Here is a 14,348-nt window from a genome sequence, read left to right as displayed (position 1 = left end):
CGCTGATGTTTATAATTATAGATGCACCTACCTATAAAATCAACTCTTTTTTCAAAAAATATCCAATTATTAATTTATTAATCATCAAAAATCAAAATTTAAACACCAAATCGATCGCATGACCAAAACGGCGCTACACCGCACCCGCCTACAGGCTTTGGTCACGCATTTTTTTTCAGTTTTATTTTACTACAAAACAAATTGCCGGAGCTTATTGTGAAAAGGATCGGAAAGGATCGTAAGAAACTGAAATAATTGAAAGGTTTTTCACTTTTTTACAGTTTTTGATTGTGCAAAAGGATCGTTGATAAACGTTAATTAATTGATTTATTTGTATATTTTTATTTTAGGTGAGGTTATAAAATGATTTAAATTAAAAGAAAAATAAATATCTATATAAAAATCAGATAGATATTTATTTTGAAAACTGAAATTTATTAAGAGTTAATTTTGTATTTCACCGTCAATACAACCTACAGCAAAAGTATGCATCGGACTACCGTCTTCACTACTAATCCCGCTAGCTATACCGAGTAATACAAAAGCACCTGTACCTAAATATTCATTCATCTCATTTATTTCTTGATGATTAAATATAATAACACTTTTGATATTCGAATAATCAATATTTGTGTTTTGTACTTTTAAGTTATCTAGATCTACCATTTCTTGATTCCTCATAATTAATATTATTAGGCGAACTGAATAAGGTTGACCTTACCGTGAAAAAGAAAACGGCGAGCCTTTCAGCTCCCTTGTCCAGCCCACCAAGTTAATTATTGTACCTGATTAATGGCATTATATAAAAGATCTGAAACACAACACATTGCGATCAGTGTCTCATTTCGGTCTAAATTTCCATTAATGGTTAGTCGGGTGACTAGTTCTGCTTGCTCTAGTTTAGAAAAACTATTTAAGTCTAATTCTACAGTATCAACTAAGGTATTTTTTGATTGGGGAACATGCTTTTTCATGATTACATTCTCTTTTGATAAATAATTAAAGTAATCACCACCGCAAAGGCTAATCATTGGAGGTGAACTGAACAAGGTTAGCCTTACCGCTCAAAAGAAGACGGCGCCCCGTACGGAGCCCTCACCCAGCCCACCATTGAAGATGTGACTAAGCACGCATAAAAATACCGCTTAGTGCGGTTATGCTCTTTTGAGTAAGCAGGAGGCTAATCCTGACGTTAGATTTTGCTAACGTGAATCCAATTTAACGAAAGAGTGTTTTTATGTCAATGATTATTTATTATTAAAAGCAGAGTAGAGTATAAACTATATTAAAAAAATATTCACCGCCATTTTACCGCCACTTGTCTTTTTTAATAATTTTTTAAAGGGAAAGTTATTAATGTAAGTTATTGATTTTATTGGTGCCAGTGGTCGGACTCGAACCGACACGCTTTTAAGGGCGGCGGATTTTGAATCCGCTGCGTCTACCAATTTCGCCACACTGGCATTAGAAGTGTAAATAAGTAAACGTTGGCAATTATACTAAGCTTTGCAATAACTGCAACTGATATTATGATAATGTGCTTTGAATGCCTAAAAAATCAACTACCAACGACGCTTCCATGCCGGTAATTTTTTCAAAATGATATAAGCGGTTTGTTTTGCTACCGAATAGTCCACATTATGGTTATTGGCATACCGTAAAGTCACTTCATGCCATTTTTGGTCAAAGGTTTTCATGGTACCATCCTGATTGGCACAATATTTACAATAACTTTTAGATAGATCATGCAAAGGATAATCAGCAATTGAAGTCATTGGCATGCCACACGCAATACACATTTTCATTTTTAAAATCTCGATAAATTTAACTATTGTGATTAAATCTTACCTAACTAAGTCCTAAAAATCCTACTCCGACTAAGTCAAGATTACAAGATATTGTATAAGCAAGCGCATAAAATTATTCTATTAAATCAAGTTCTACTTGTGATGAGCGCTGTTCAGATGGGGATCTTTGCTGAAGCATTGCTAAATAACGACGCTTATAAGCACGTTGTTGACATAAACGTAAAACTTCCTTTTTTTGTTTATCGGTATAGCTTAACCAGTCGAAGCGTTCTTCTCTTGAACGATTACAGCCTATACAATACCCTTGTTTATCGGTTTCGCAAACACGTTTACATGGACTGGGTATATCAAAAAATTCAATCTGATCCAATACGTTATATTTCCTGTCAACAAATAATAAATGCTAGTTAATGCCCTTTTAACCCAAAGCTTTCACACAGAATTTTAAAGCAATCATCACAATCATGTGTTGATGCATTGAGTAATGTTTGGGTTGGTGCATGAATCAGTTTGTTGGTTAGCCGACGTGAAAATTCAGCAAGCACATCTTCAATATTCTCACCTTGCCGAAATGCATTTAAAGCTTTTTCTTCTTGTTCACGTTGTATACTTTCAGCATTTTGACGATACTGTTTTACATAATCAATCACAGAACGCATTTTTAACCAAGCTAAAAAATGCTCAGCTTGCTCTCGGATAATATGTTGTGCTTCTTGAGCTGCTACCATTCGTTGTTGTAGATTGTTCTCAACTGTTTTTTGCAAATCATCGACCGAATAAAGATGTACATGGTCAAGTTTACTGATCTCTTCTTCTACATCTCGAGGAACCGCTAAATCAATAAACAGCATTTGACGGTTATTTCTCGCTTGTAAACTACGCTCTACCATACCTTTACCAATAATAGGGAGCGGACTCGCCGTTGAGCTTATGACAATATCTACATCTTTAAGACGATTTGCAATGTCAGGTAAAGAGATAATTTCAGCATCAATAAGTGAGGTTAGTTTAAGGGCTTTTTCTCGAGTTCGATTAGCCACAATAACATGATTGAACCCATGCGGTTTTAAATAACGAGCAATAAGTTCAATTGTATCGCCTGCCCCAACTAACATCACATTTAAATTTTGCGTTGTTTTAAAAAGATTTCGGGCTATAAGACAAGCGGCATAAGCAACTGAAGCCGTATTTGAGCCTATTTTCGTTTCTGTTCGTACTATTTTCGCTACACGAAATACCGTTTGAAATAGCTTTTCTAAATTGAGTGACAAACTATTATTTTGCTGAGCATAACAATAAGCTTGTTTAACTTGACCTAATATTTGGGGTTCGCCAAGTACCATTGAATCAATTCCACTTGCCACAGACATTAAGTGTTCTACTGCTTGCTTGCCTTGTTTCCAATAAAGCATGTCGTGATAATGTTGAATGTCAATATGATGAAACTGCCCTAGCCAGTTTTCGACAGATTGTTTTAAGCTTAAATAATCAATTTGGTGCTCAAAGCTAAGATAAATTTCTGTGCGATTACAGGTTGATAAGATCACACATCCTTCAACAAGCGGATGTTGATATAAGCTGTATAATGCTTTATCAATAATTTCATTGGGAAAAGCGAGTTTTTCTCTCAGCGACACGGGTGCCGTTTTATGATTGACACCTAATATAGTGATTGACATTGCATTTTTCTTATATAATTGTTTGTAAGATATGACGATTTATAGCACCTTTATGTCAGATTATTATACATGAAAAATTGAAAACGTTAATTTCTCATTACCTTTTTTATTCTTTTAATAATCAGTTATAATGCTTTACTCATTATTGATTAACATTGTAGAGGCAATTATGTTTAAATTTAGATACGCTTTGATCTTACTGCCTTTGTTACTTACAGCCTGTCAAGTTACTAAACATAAAAACACCGCAACCATTGAAGAACAATGGCAACTTCACCAACAAGATCTTAAACAAATAAATGCTTTTCAAGTTAATGGAAGTATTGCACATTTTAATGAAAACTCTCGAAGTTATGGTCGGTTTTTTATTGTTCAAAAATCGATAGATCGTTATGAACTCAAACTTACTACACCTGTTGGAACCAATATTTTAACATTAATTGCAGAACCGGATTATGCAGAAGTGATCGACAAAAATGGCAAACATTATACTGATTATAATGTTGAAAGTTTGATGAATAAAATCGCCAAGATCGATGTACCTTTAAATTCATTACATAATTGGCTTAAAGGATTTTCTAACGACAGTATCAATGATAAAATCGATAATTCGGGTCGTTTAGCATCAACCGAATTTTTGCAACAAGACAAGAAGTGGCTATTAAAAATATCGAATTACATGACGAAAACTTTTAATAATAAATCGGTAGATTTACCTGCAATAATTGAGCTTTATCATGATAATGAACGAGTACGTTTAAAAATTGATAATTGGATTTTACGGTAATAAGGTTTTTTCATGAATCAATGGCTTTCACCCGCTAAATTAAATTTATTTTTATATATTACCGGACGTCGTCCCGATAATTATCATAATTTGCAAACACTATTTCAATTTATCGATATGAGTGACAGATTATCTTTCAATCTTCGTGAGGATGATAAGATTAATTTAGTCACTCAATTTAGTGATATCCCTTCAGATAAAAATTTAATTACTCAAGCGGCCCAGCGATTAAAATCTTATACCGGTCGACATGAGTTAGGGATTGATATTGCGATTGATAAAATCATTCCTATGGGTGGTGGGCTAGGTGGCGCATCATCGAATGCCGCAACGACGTTAGTTGCACTAAATCAGTTATGGAATCTTAATTTATCACGCCAAACATTGATCGAGATTGGTCGTAATATCGGTGCCGATGTACCAATTTTTATTTATGGACACACAGCATTAGCACAAGGAATTGGCGATCAGTTGCAATCGGTTGAATTTCCTGAATATTGGTATTTGGTCACCTACCCTAATATTGCAATCTCAACAGTCAAGGTGTTTAACGATCCAGATCTTAAGCGAGATACCCCTATTCGAAGCGTTAATGAATTGCTATCCCTACGTCAATTGAGTAACGATTGTGAAGTAGTAGTGCGTAAGCGTTATCCAAAAGTAAACGCAATCATTACTCATCTTTCGCAATTTGCTCCAACTCGATTAACTGGCACTGGCGCTTGTGTTTTTACGCAATGTCAATCAAAGGCTGAAGCCGAAAAGCTACAAGATACATTGAGTGACTTTGATGTAAAAAGTTTTGTGACCAAATCGTTAAACAACTCTCCGCTTTATAGCAATTAAATCAAGATTTTCATTTACGGTTATTAACCCTTAACGAAACGGTTAAGGGTTATTTAACATTATTATTCTGAATCATTTAATCCACAGAATCACTAGGAATCACATATAAGCGTCGATTATAATATTCAACACAGTACAAACCTTGATAACTTTTATACCCCTGCCGAGATAATCTCGATTTTAACCAAGCTTCACTTTTGCCCAAATCCTCTAAAACATCATTTCTTGGCTTTTCATTTTCTAAAACGATAGCGGAAATATCTTTATCCCCTTTTTTAACGACCGTTAATTGTCCATTAGGCTCCAAAATCGCTTTTTCAACAGAATTGATATTAAAGACATTTTTCATCCGCAATAGTACGGCAAAACTTGATATATCCAGATTTACTGATGTGAAAGCATCCAACTTTATTTTGCCCTTATCCATTAATACGATTGGATTACCAACAATAAAGGCTTTGGCATTTTGGCTGTTTTTTTTCAAATAATTCGAGGTATACATTATTGCCGTCCACATGAGTAATACAATTAAAAAATCATAAACGGTTAATTTAGGATTATAGATAATACCGCCAGCAATACCACCCAAAATCATGTTACCAATAAAATCGATGCTCGACATTTGGGACAACGATGTTTTTCCGGTAATTTTTAAAAACAAAATAATGCAAATAAAAACAACCAATAATTTTAAGGCAATGACTAAAAAATCATAGTAATTCATTTTAGTATTACTCCAATAATTTATTGAACGATATGCATAAAATAGTAATGTTTAAAAGGACTGGATCGTATTAAATATTTAACGTTAGAAAAGAGTGTATTAATTATTTAACGTTAGAGATGAATCATAAAGTATAGTTAAGGCATTGTATCACATACTTTTCAGATAAAACTGCGCTTTTTACTATTACATGATTAATTGAACTGTTGAATGTAAAGCTTACCAGAAAAAAGCAAATTCATCTTTTCATTCAGATAATGTTTTATAAATCGAGCAGGTATAACTTTACTAACTATTACCGTTTATGAGACAATCCATATTGTATTATCCTATTTTTAACCAAGTAATAGCATTATTTATAATTTTTACGATTATCAATTGAAGTTATTTTCTAACTTAATATAGGAAAAATAAAAATGAGACAAAATCAAACTGATCTGGCTGCTCTTTTTTTACGTATTGCTTTAGGTGTGATGTTTTTGGTTCATGGTTTCACTAAGTTACTCGTCTTTACACCATCTGGTACAGCACAATATTTTGAATCGCTTGGATTCCCCGATTTTGTTGGTTATATCGCCATTGTATTTGAAATTGGTGGTGGTGCATTATTGTTAGTTGGTATATTAACCCGTGTCATTGCTATTTTAGCCATTATTGAATTACTCATTATCACCATTATCCATTTTAATAATGGATGGACTTTCAGCAATACCGGTGGTGGTTGGGAATACCCTGCTTTTATGGTCATTACCGCTTTTAGTCTTGCACTATTAGGTAATGGTCGTTATAGCGTTCTAGGTCAAAAACATTCTGAACTTATTGAATAGTCGTTTGAATAAATCGTTTTTATTGATGCAATAATTGACTAGGAAGATATCATAAAATCAAGGATATCTTCCTGAAATAAGATTGAGGTAACTGAACTAGATTATTTTATTTCTTTGATAGGCTTAAAAAAAAGACAGTTTTTTTCAGCACTATAGGCGTTAAATTCTTTTATTCCATCTCTTGTTTAAAATTCAATCAACCACCTTTCGTCTGCACTCATAACAATTGATATCACATTGAGACAAAACAATTTATACACCACTAAAACAAAATTGAAATTTACAAAATTTTAATTAAAAAACAAAAAAAAAGTTGCGAGCTAACTTTTTATGTTATATTTTATTTAGAAATTAGATTAATAAATCAACTTAATGGTTTTTATTTTATGAATTGTTTTTGCGCTTTTGTTACTAAACATCATCATCACCATCATTCCTGAATAGTCTTCGGGCGATTGGTGCTGGAAGACATTTGGTCTTCCGGTGATATCGCGAAAGCAAATAGAAAACCCTCGGAAGATCAAACTTCCGAGGGTTTTTTGTTTGTGGTTTATAAATTTTTTGGATAAGTTGGAGAATAATATGTTGGATAATTCGCGTTTACGCATTGCGATGCAAAAATCTGGTCGTTTAAGTGATGAATCAAAAAAATTGCTGGCACAGTGTGGCATTAAAATTAATCTTCAAGAACAACGTTTAATCGCATTTGCTGAAAATATGCCTATCGATATTTTACGTGTTCGTGACGACGATATTCCCGGTCTGGTTATTGACGGTGTGGTAGATATTGGAATCGTGGGTGAAAATGTTTTAGAAGAAGAAGTACTGGACAGACAAGCGGAAGGGCAAAATCCTCAGTATAAAAAATTACGTCGTTTAGATTTTGGCGGTTGTCGGTTATCCATTGCTGCCCCCCGTGATTTCGATTATACCGGCCCTGAATGTTTAAATAATCTCCGCATTGCCACCACTTATCCTCACCTACTTCGTCGTTACCTTGCTGAATACAATGTGACATTTAAAACTTGTTTGTTAAACGGATCGGTGGAAGTTGCCCCTCGAGCAGGATTAGCTGATGTTATTTGTGATTTAGTATCTAGTGGCGCAACGCTTGAAGCGAATGGTTTACAAGAAATCGAAATTATCTATCAATCCAAAGCATGTTTAATTCAACGAGAAGGCGAAATGCCAGCCACCAAGCAAGCACTGATTGATAAAGTCATGACGCGTATTCAAGGGGTAATACAAGCTCGCGAATCAAAATATATTATGTTACATGCCCCAACTCAGGTATTAGATCAAGTGGTTGCCTTATTGCCGGGTGCTGAAAATCCAACAATATTACCGCTTACTGGCGAACAAAATCGAGTCGCATTACATATGGTTAGTAGTGAATCGTTATTTTGGGAAACCATGGAAAAACTAAAAGCATTAGGTGCAAGCTCAATTCTTGTATTACCAATTGAAAAGATGATGGAGTAAAGTATGAAACTCTCTTATTGGCAACAATGTTCAGAACAAGAACAAACTGCTTTATTGACTCGTCCAGCGATGACTGCATCAGACTCAATTAGTCAATCTGTTGCAGATATTTTAGCTCAAGTTAAGCAATCTGGTGACGAAGCCTTAAAAGCCTTAAGTAACAAATTTGATAAAGTTCAGATTAATCAAGTTAAACTGAGCAATAGTGAAATTAAAATGGCAATCGATCGGGTTAATCCTGATTTAAAACAAGCTATGCAATTAGCTGTTAGTAATATTAAAAAATTTCATCAAGCTCAGGTCAAACAGACAATTACCGTTGAAACAATGCCCGGTATTACATGTCAACTTGTGACCCGACCAATTAATTCAGTTGGGCTCTATATTCCAGGGGGATCTGCACCGTTGTTATCTACCGTATTGATGCTTGCCATACCCGCTAATATTGCAGGTTGTCGCAAAGTGATACTGTGTTCACCCCCACCAATAGCGGATGAGATCTTATATGCCGCTGAGCTGTGTGGCGTTACCGAAATTTATCAACTAGGTGGTGCCCAAGCTATTGCTGCCATGGCATTTGGTACAGAGTCTGTGCCTAAAGTAGACAAAATTTTTGGCCCCGGTAATGCTTATGTAACAGAAGCAAAACGTCAGGTTAGCCAACGCCTTGATGGTGCGGCAATTGATATGCCTGCGGGGCCATCCGAAGTGCTCGTTATTGCAGATAGTTCAGCCAATCCTGCATTTATTGCTGCTGATTTGTTATCACAAGCTGAACATGGCCCCGATTCACAAGTTGTACTCCTTACTCCTGATGAAAAACTGGCTCAAGCGGTCTCATTAGAAGTTGATAAGCAGCTTGCCCAATTATCACGCCAAGCTATTGCCGAAAAAGCGTTACAAGCAAGTCGACTTGTTGTCACTCAAGATTTAGAACAATGTGTCGCAATCAGTAATCGTTATGGGCCAGAACATTTAATCATTCAAACCCAAAATGCCGATGAACTTGTCGAGCAGATTACTAGTGCTGGTTCTATTTTTCTTGGTGACTGGTCGCCTGAATCAGCTGGCGATTATGCATCGGGTACTAACCATGTATTACCGACTTATGGTTACACAGCTACCTACTCCAGTCTAGGATTAGCTGACTTTCAAAAACGGATGACAGTTCAAAAATTAACACCTGAAGGGTTAAAAGCCATTGGTAATGCAGTAGAACTAATGGCGCAAGCAGAACAACTCACAGCCCACAAACAAGCGGTTACATTGCGTTTAGCAGTTTTAAATCAAACGAATCAAAGGTAGGTATAGCAAATGGATATTAATCAATTAGTGAGAAAAAACGTACAAAAATTGACACCTTACCAATCCGCCAGACGTATTGGCGGTCAAGGTGATGTTTGGCTCAATGCGAATGAATACCCTGTTGCGCCACATTTTGAATTAACACGGCAAACATTAAATCGTTATCCGGAACCGCAACCACAGCAAGTGATCAGGGGCTATGCACAATATGCCGGTGTACAACCCGATCAATTACTTGTCAGTCGAGGGGCAGATGAAGCGATTGAACTTTTGATGCGAGCATTTTGCGAGCCTGAACAAGATAGTATTTTATATTGTCCACCGACATATGGCATGTACCAAGTTAGTGCAGAAACATTGGGTATAAAAACTAAGATCGTTCCGACAACAAAAGATTGGCAACTCGATCTTAACGGTATTGAACAAAATATTGAAAATGTTAAGTTAATTTATGTCAGTTCACCAAATAATCCAACCGGTAATTTAATTAATGCCCAAGATATTAAAACCCTGCTTAATATGGCCCAAGACCGTGCTTTAGTTATTATTGATGAAGCTTATATTGAATTTTCACCACAATCATCGGTAGTCAGTTGGCTAACTAATTATCCACACTTAGTGATTTTACGGACTTTATCTAAAGCATTTGCATTAGCAGGGTTACGCTGTGGATTTACGATTGCGAACAAACCCGTCATTGATACTCTACAAAAAGTGATTGCGCCTTATCCATTAGCCACACCTGTCGCGGATATTGCAGCACAAGCACTGAGTAAAGACGGCATCAATACGATGAAGTTAAATGTTCAATACATTAACAATCAAAAACAGAAATTTGCCGATCAACTCTCCCAATTATCCATAGTTGAAAAAGTTTACCCAAGCTGGTCTAACTATTTATGTGTTAAATTTCAGGATGATAAAGATCTCTTTACTATCCTTTGGAATCAAGGAATTATTTTACGCGATCAAAGTAAATCAATGGGTCAAAAAAATATTATACGCATCTCCATTGGTACTCAAATTGAATGTGATGCGGTTATAACAGCACTAAAAACGATAGAATAGGAGTCATCATGTTACAAAAATATTTATTTATCGATCGAGATGGAACCTTAATTACAGAGCCGCCTATTGATTTCCAAGTTGATCGTTTTGAAAAGCTTGCTTTTGAGCCTAATGTCATACCGGCTTTACTCAAACTACAAGCCGCAGGCTTTAAATTGGTCATGGTGACCAATCAAGATGGGCTAGGAACCAGTCGCTACCCACAAGCTGATTTTGATGGTCCACATAATCTGATGATGCAAATCTTTCAATCACAAGGTGTGAACTTTGAAGAAGTACTTATCTGTCCGCATTTTCCTGAAGATAATTGCCAATGCCGGAAACCTAAAATTCAATTAGTACTACCTTATTTGTCTAGCGGTAAATTAGACAAAACCAATAGTTATGTTATAGGTGACAGGGTCACAGATATACAACTTGCTGAAAATATGGGAATTAATGGACTACATTATCACCCAACACATTTAAATTGGAACGAGATTGCTCAACGATTAACAACAGCCGATCGTTATGCAAAAGTTGAACGACACACCAAAGAAACCAACATACTGGTTGAAGTTTGGTTAGACCGACAGGGTGGAAGCCAAATCAATACCGGCATCGGTTTTTTTGATCATATGCTTGACCAAATTGCTACCCATGGAGGAATTAAGCTTAATATCCAAGTTAAAGGTGATTTGCATGTTGATGATCATCATACCATTGAAGACACAGGGCTTGCTCTAGGCGAAGCGTTGAAAATTGCCCTTGGCGATAAACGAGGTATTGCTCGCTATGCGTCGGTTATTCCTATGGATGAATGCTTAGCGAAGTGTTCAATGGATATATCTGGTCGCCCTTATTTGAAATTCAATGCGCAATTTACTCACCCAAAAGTGGGCGATATGAGCACGCAAATGGTCGAGCACTTTTTCTACTCCATGAGTTATGCCATGGGTATTACCCTACATATCGAAACCGAAGGCGATAACGATCATCATAAAGTGGAAAGCCTATTTAAAGCTTTTGCTCGAACGTTAAAACAAGCGATCAAAATCGAAAGTGATCGATTACCCAGTTCAAAAGGAGTGTTGTAATGAACATTGTGATTTTAGATACGGGTTGCGCTAATCTTTCTTCGGTTAAATATGCGATTGAAAGATTAGGATACCAACCTATTATCAGTCTGGAACCTGATGTCGTGCTTAACTCTGATAAGCTTTTGTTACCGGGTGTTGGTTCTGCTTCTGCTGCAATGCAGAAATTGAAAGAACGCAACTTAGTTGAGCTTATTAAAGTGTGTACCCAACCTGTTTTAGGCATTTGCCTTGGCATGCAATTATTGGCTCAGTATAGTAATGAAGGTCATGTTGACACATTGGGAATAATAAACGAAAAAGTTATTAAAATTCCCGATTGTGGACTACCACTACCTCATATGGGGTGGAATAAAGTCTACCCAAAAGCCGGACATCATCTATTTCGAGATATTCCAGATGGTGCTTATTTTTACTTTGTTCATGGATACGCGATGCCATTATGCTCAGCAACTATTGCAGAAACCAATTACGGCGAAAACTTTACCGCTGCCGTGCAAAAAGACAACTTTTACGGTGTACAATTTCATCCCGAGCGTTCTGGCTTAGCCGGTGCAAAATTACTCAAAAACTTTCTGGAGATGTAGTCATGAGTGCCTATCCTACTATCATACCTGCACTGGATTTAATCGATGGCTCCGTTGTTCGATTACATCAAGGTGATTATGATCTTAAACGTGATTATGGGAATAACCCATTATTAAGATTTCAAGATTATCAAAATCAAGGTGCTAAATTATTACATCTAGTTGATTTAACGGGTGCAAAAGATCCCAATGCACGCCAAATATCTTTGATTAAAACCTTAATTGCGGGTGTACAAGTTCCTGTTCAAGTTGGTGGTGGTATCCGTACAGAAGAGGATATCAAAGCCCTACTTGCCGCAGGCGCCACTCGAGTAGTCATCGGCTCAACAGCCATTAAACAACCTCAACTTGTTAAGCAATGGTTTAACACCTATGGTGCTGAAGCATTAGTGTTAGCGCTCGATGTACGAATTGATGAGCAAGGTAACAAATATGTGGCTATTCATGGTTGGCAAGAGAATTCGAATCAAACACTTGAGCAGGTCATTGAAGATTATCTACCTTATGGTTTGAAACATGTGCTTTGTACCGATATATCTAAAGATGGGACACTTAGCGGTTCCAATGTGAAACTTTATCAAGAAATAAGTCAACAATTTCCACAAATCGCATTTCAAGCATCGGGTGGAATCGGACAATTAACGGACGTACAAGCACTACAAGAAAGTGGTGTTGCCGGTGTAATTGTCGGTCGTGCATTGCTTGAAGGTAAATTTACAGTTCAGGAGGCAATTTCATGCTGGCAAAAAGGATAATCCCTTGTTTAGATGTTCGTGACGGTCAAGTGGTCAAAGGGGTACAGTTTCGCAATCATGAGATCATCGGCGATATTGTACCACTAGCAAAAAGATATGCTGAAGAAGGTGCTGACGAGTTGGTTTTTTATGACATAACAGCATCTTCTGACGGGCGTGTGGTCGATAAAAGTTGGGTTGCCAAAGTTGCAGAAGTGATTGATATTCCTTTTTGTGTGGCTGGAGGTATTAAAACCGTCGAAGATGCCGGGCAAATATTAAGTTTTGGTGCGGATAAGATATCAATTAACTCCCCTGCTTTAGCTAACCCCGATTTAATTACGGAGTTAGCCAATTGTTATGGTGTGCAGTGTATTGTAGTTGGAATAGATACTTGGTACGACCAAGAAACTGACAACTACCATGTCTATCAATTTACGGGCGATGAAAAACGTACCGTTGCAACAAAATGGAATACCCTAGATTGGGTTAAGGAAGTGCAGAAACGAGGCGCCGGTGAAATCGTTCTCAATATGATGAATCAAGATGGCGTTCGGCATGGCTATGATCTTAAACAACTCAAAGCGATACGCAAAATTTGTCATGTTCCATTAATTGCTTCAGGTGGTGCAGGCACAATGGCGCACTTTTTAGATGCTTTTCAAGATGCTGGTGTGGATGGTGCTTTGGCTGCGTCAGTATTTCATAAACAAATTATCAATATTGCAGAACTTAAACAGTATTTAGCTAACCACGGAGTAGAGATTCGATTATGTTAGTTTCCAATTCAGACAACCAATTAGACGCGAGTCAGCTTGATTGGCAAAAAGTAAATAACTTAATGCCTGTTATTATTCAACACTATGTTTCAGGTGATGTATTAATGCTTGGCTACATGACGCCAGAAGCCCTTAAACAAACCCAAACTAGTGGTAAAGTAACCTTCTATTCACGAACTAAAAATCGACTATGGACGAAAGGTGAAACCTCAGGACATTTTTTAAATGTAAAAAGCATTTCAACCGATTGTGATAATGATACCCTGCTGATTTTAGTGGATCCAATTGGCGCTACGTGTCATACAGGTAGCAACAGTTGCTTTGCTAAGGCAAAAACGGAATGGGGGTTTTTATATCAATTAGAACAGTTGCTTGCTGCACGTAAAAATGCCGATCCTCAGTCATCGTATACCGCAAAACTTTATCATGATGGCACAAAACGTATAGCACAAAAAGTGGGCGAAGAAGGCGTTGAAACTGCGCTGGCTGCCACCGTACATGACCGAGAAGAACTTAAAAATGAATCAGCGGATCTAATCTATCATTTGTTAGTTTTATTGCAAGATCAAAACCTGTCCCTTCAAGATGTTATCGGTATATTAAAAGCCAGACACAAATAAAACGATACAATAAAGTGCGAAAACCT

At 36.6% G+C, this 14,348-nt stretch carries 17 protein-coding genes, 1 tRNA gene and 1 other annotated feature; of the genes, 11 read left to right on the top strand and 7 right to left on the bottom strand.

The window, feature by feature from the left end; translation table 11 throughout:
* Positions 1-444 precede the first annotated feature (444 nt).
* The 6 genes from A9G10_RS03530 to hemA all read right to left on the bottom strand — a co-directional run bounded on the left by A9G10_RS03530 (position 445) and on the right by hemA (position 3,487).
* Entirely contained in the window at positions 445-666 is a 222-nt protein-coding gene (locus tag A9G10_RS03530) for a hypothetical protein (RefSeq protein WP_065558302.1), read from the bottom strand.
* A gap of 110 nt (positions 667-776) precedes the next feature.
* Positions 777-974, bottom strand: a complete 198-nt coding sequence (locus A9G10_RS03525; RefSeq protein ID WP_143425943.1) for a hypothetical protein — start codon at positions 972-974, stop codon at positions 777-779.
* Positions 975-1,376: 402 nt separating this feature from the next.
* Positions 1,377-1,463: transfer RNA gene (locus A9G10_RS03520), tRNA-Leu, on the bottom strand.
* 99 nt (positions 1,464-1,562) lie between these two features.
* A complete protein-coding gene (locus tag A9G10_RS03515; protein ID WP_065558300.1) occupies positions 1,563-1,805 on the bottom strand; it encodes a zinc ribbon domain-containing protein in 243 nt (80 codons plus the stop codon).
* Between the two features lie 115 nt (positions 1,806-1,920).
* A complete protein-coding gene (locus A9G10_RS03510; protein ID WP_065558299.1) occupies positions 1,921-2,178 on the bottom strand; it encodes a DUF1289 domain-containing protein in 258 nt (85 codons plus the stop codon).
* 37 nt (positions 2,179-2,215) lie between these two features.
* Positions 2,216-3,487 (bottom strand): glutamyl-tRNA reductase, encoded by a 1,272-nt coding sequence (gene hemA, locus A9G10_RS03505; RefSeq protein WP_065558298.1) that lies wholly within the window; start codon positions 3,485-3,487, stop codon positions 2,216-2,218.
* 169 nt (positions 3,488-3,656) lie between these two features.
* On the opposite strand from hemA, the gene lolB reads away from it, so the two are divergent.
* The gene (gene lolB / locus A9G10_RS03500) at positions 3,657-4,274 is read left to right on the top strand and encodes a lipoprotein insertase outer membrane protein LolB (protein ID WP_065558297.1); all 618 of its coding nucleotides are present in this window, start codon (positions 3,657-3,659) and stop codon (positions 4,272-4,274) included.
* 12 nt (positions 4,275-4,286) lie between these two features.
* The gene (ispE, locus tag A9G10_RS03495; protein ID WP_065558296.1) at positions 4,287-5,120 is read left to right on the top strand and encodes a 4-(cytidine 5'-diphospho)-2-C-methyl-D-erythritol kinase; all 834 of its coding nucleotides are present in this window, start codon (positions 4,287-4,289) and stop codon (positions 5,118-5,120) included.
* 76 nt (positions 5,121-5,196) lie between these two features.
* On the opposite strand, the gene A9G10_RS03490 is transcribed toward ispE, so the two are convergent.
* Positions 5,197-5,844: a DUF421 domain-containing protein gene (locus A9G10_RS03490; protein ID WP_065558295.1), complete on the bottom strand. Its 648-nt coding sequence runs from the start codon at positions 5,842-5,844 to the stop codon at positions 5,197-5,199.
* Positions 5,845-6,260: 416 nt separating this feature from the next.
* On the opposite strand from A9G10_RS03490, the gene A9G10_RS03485 reads away from it, so the two are divergent.
* The 9 genes from A9G10_RS03485 (at position 6,261) to hisIE (ending at position 14,322) form a co-directional block, all read left to right on the top strand.
* Positions 6,261-6,671 carry a DoxX family protein gene (locus A9G10_RS03485; protein ID WP_065558294.1) on the top strand — a complete coding sequence of 137 codons (411 nt, stop codon included), beginning with the start codon at positions 6,261-6,263 and terminating at the stop codon, positions 6,669-6,671.
* Positions 6,672-7,089: 418 nt separating this feature from the next.
* Positions 7,090-7,215, top strand: a sequence feature (His leader region).
* A 38-nt stretch (positions 7,216-7,253) separates the two neighbouring features.
* A complete protein-coding gene (gene hisG, locus A9G10_RS03480; RefSeq protein ID WP_065558293.1) occupies positions 7,254-8,153 on the top strand; it encodes an ATP phosphoribosyltransferase in 900 nt (299 codons plus the stop codon).
* Between the two features lie 3 nt (positions 8,154-8,156).
* The gene (gene hisD / locus A9G10_RS03475; protein ID WP_065558292.1) at positions 8,157-9,458 is read left to right on the top strand and encodes a histidinol dehydrogenase; all 1,302 of its coding nucleotides are present in this window, start codon (positions 8,157-8,159) and stop codon (positions 9,456-9,458) included.
* Between the two features lie 9 nt (positions 9,459-9,467).
* The gene (gene hisC / locus A9G10_RS03470; RefSeq protein WP_065558291.1) at positions 9,468-10,526 is read left to right on the top strand and encodes a histidinol-phosphate transaminase; all 1,059 of its coding nucleotides are present in this window, start codon (positions 9,468-9,470) and stop codon (positions 10,524-10,526) included.
* A gap of 8 nt (positions 10,527-10,534) precedes the next feature.
* On the top strand, positions 10,535-11,602 hold the full coding sequence (gene hisB, locus A9G10_RS03465) for a bifunctional histidinol-phosphatase/imidazoleglycerol-phosphate dehydratase HisB (RefSeq protein ID WP_065558290.1): 1,068 nt from the start codon (positions 10,535-10,537) through the stop codon (positions 11,600-11,602).
* Positions 11,602-12,189, top strand: a complete 588-nt coding sequence (gene hisH / locus A9G10_RS03460; RefSeq protein ID WP_065558289.1) for an imidazole glycerol phosphate synthase subunit HisH — start codon at positions 11,602-11,604, stop codon at positions 12,187-12,189. The genes hisB and hisH overlap by 1 nt, the downstream gene beginning before the upstream one ends.
* A gap of 2 nt (positions 12,190-12,191) precedes the next feature.
* Positions 12,192-12,944: a 1-(5-phosphoribosyl)-5-[(5-phosphoribosylamino)methylideneamino]imidazole-4-carboxamide isomerase gene (gene hisA, locus A9G10_RS03455; RefSeq protein ID WP_065558288.1), complete on the top strand. Its 753-nt coding sequence runs from the start codon at positions 12,192-12,194 to the stop codon at positions 12,942-12,944.
* Positions 12,926-13,702 carry an imidazole glycerol phosphate synthase subunit HisF gene (gene hisF / locus A9G10_RS03450; protein ID WP_065558287.1) on the top strand — a complete coding sequence of 259 codons (777 nt, stop codon included), beginning with the start codon at positions 12,926-12,928 and terminating at the stop codon, positions 13,700-13,702. The genes hisA and hisF overlap by 19 nt, the downstream gene beginning before the upstream one ends.
* Entirely contained in the window at positions 13,696-14,322 is a 627-nt protein-coding gene (gene hisIE, locus A9G10_RS03445; RefSeq protein WP_065558286.1) for a bifunctional phosphoribosyl-AMP cyclohydrolase/phosphoribosyl-ATP diphosphatase HisIE, read from the top strand. Before hisF ends, hisIE begins: the two co-directional genes overlap by 7 nt.
* Positions 14,323-14,348 lie beyond the last annotated feature (26 nt).

Origin of the sequence: Gilliamella sp. wkB308, assembly GCF_001690185.1 — a bacterium.
Lineage (GTDB): Bacteria > Pseudomonadota > Gammaproteobacteria > Enterobacterales > Orbaceae > Gilliamella > Gilliamella apicola_I.
The sequence above is the reverse complement of the archived record's forward strand: the minus strand, read 5'-3'. Positions and strand labels throughout refer to the sequence as shown.

What these genes read in the sequence shown, in the direction of transcription:
- A9G10_RS03530 (WP_065558302.1), bottom strand. Translation starts at nt 666, where the DNA reads ATGGTAGATCTAGATAACTTAAAAGTACAAAACACAAATATTGATTAT.
- A9G10_RS03525 (WP_143425943.1), bottom strand. Translation starts at nt 974, where the DNA reads ATGAAAAAGCATGTTCCCCAATCAAAAAATACCTTAGTTGATACTGTA.
- A9G10_RS03515 (WP_065558300.1), bottom strand. Translation starts at nt 1,805, where the DNA reads ATGAAAATGTGTATTGCGTGTGGCATGCCAATGACTTCAATTGCTGAT.
- hemA (WP_065558298.1), bottom strand. Translation starts at nt 3,487, where the DNA reads ATGTCAATCACTATATTAGGTGTCAATCATAAAACGGCACCCGTGTCG.
- lolB (WP_065558297.1), top strand. Translation starts at nt 3,657, where the DNA reads ATGTTTAAATTTAGATACGCTTTGATCTTACTGCCTTTGTTACTTACA.
- ispE (WP_065558296.1), top strand. Translation starts at nt 4,287, where the DNA reads ATGAATCAATGGCTTTCACCCGCTAAATTAAATTTATTTTTATATATT.
- A9G10_RS03490 (WP_065558295.1), bottom strand. Translation starts at nt 5,844, where the DNA reads ATGAATTACTATGATTTTTTAGTCATTGCCTTAAAATTATTGGTTGTT.
- A9G10_RS03485 (WP_065558294.1), top strand. Translation starts at nt 6,261, where the DNA reads ATGAGACAAAATCAAACTGATCTGGCTGCTCTTTTTTTACGTATTGCT.
- hisG (WP_065558293.1), top strand. Translation starts at nt 7,254, where the DNA reads ATGTTGGATAATTCGCGTTTACGCATTGCGATGCAAAAATCTGGTCGT.
- hisD (WP_065558292.1), top strand. Translation starts at nt 8,157, where the DNA reads ATGAAACTCTCTTATTGGCAACAATGTTCAGAACAAGAACAAACTGCT.
- hisC (WP_065558291.1), top strand. Translation starts at nt 9,468, where the DNA reads ATGGATATTAATCAATTAGTGAGAAAAAACGTACAAAAATTGACACCT.
- hisB (WP_065558290.1), top strand. Translation starts at nt 10,535, where the DNA reads ATGTTACAAAAATATTTATTTATCGATCGAGATGGAACCTTAATTACA.
- hisH (WP_065558289.1), top strand. Translation starts at nt 11,602, where the DNA reads ATGAACATTGTGATTTTAGATACGGGTTGCGCTAATCTTTCTTCGGTT.
- hisA (WP_065558288.1), top strand. Translation starts at nt 12,192, where the DNA reads ATGAGTGCCTATCCTACTATCATACCTGCACTGGATTTAATCGATGGC.
- hisF (WP_065558287.1), top strand. Translation starts at nt 12,926, where the DNA reads ATGCTGGCAAAAAGGATAATCCCTTGTTTAGATGTTCGTGACGGTCAA.
- hisIE (WP_065558286.1), top strand. Translation starts at nt 13,696, where the DNA reads ATGTTAGTTTCCAATTCAGACAACCAATTAGACGCGAGTCAGCTTGAT.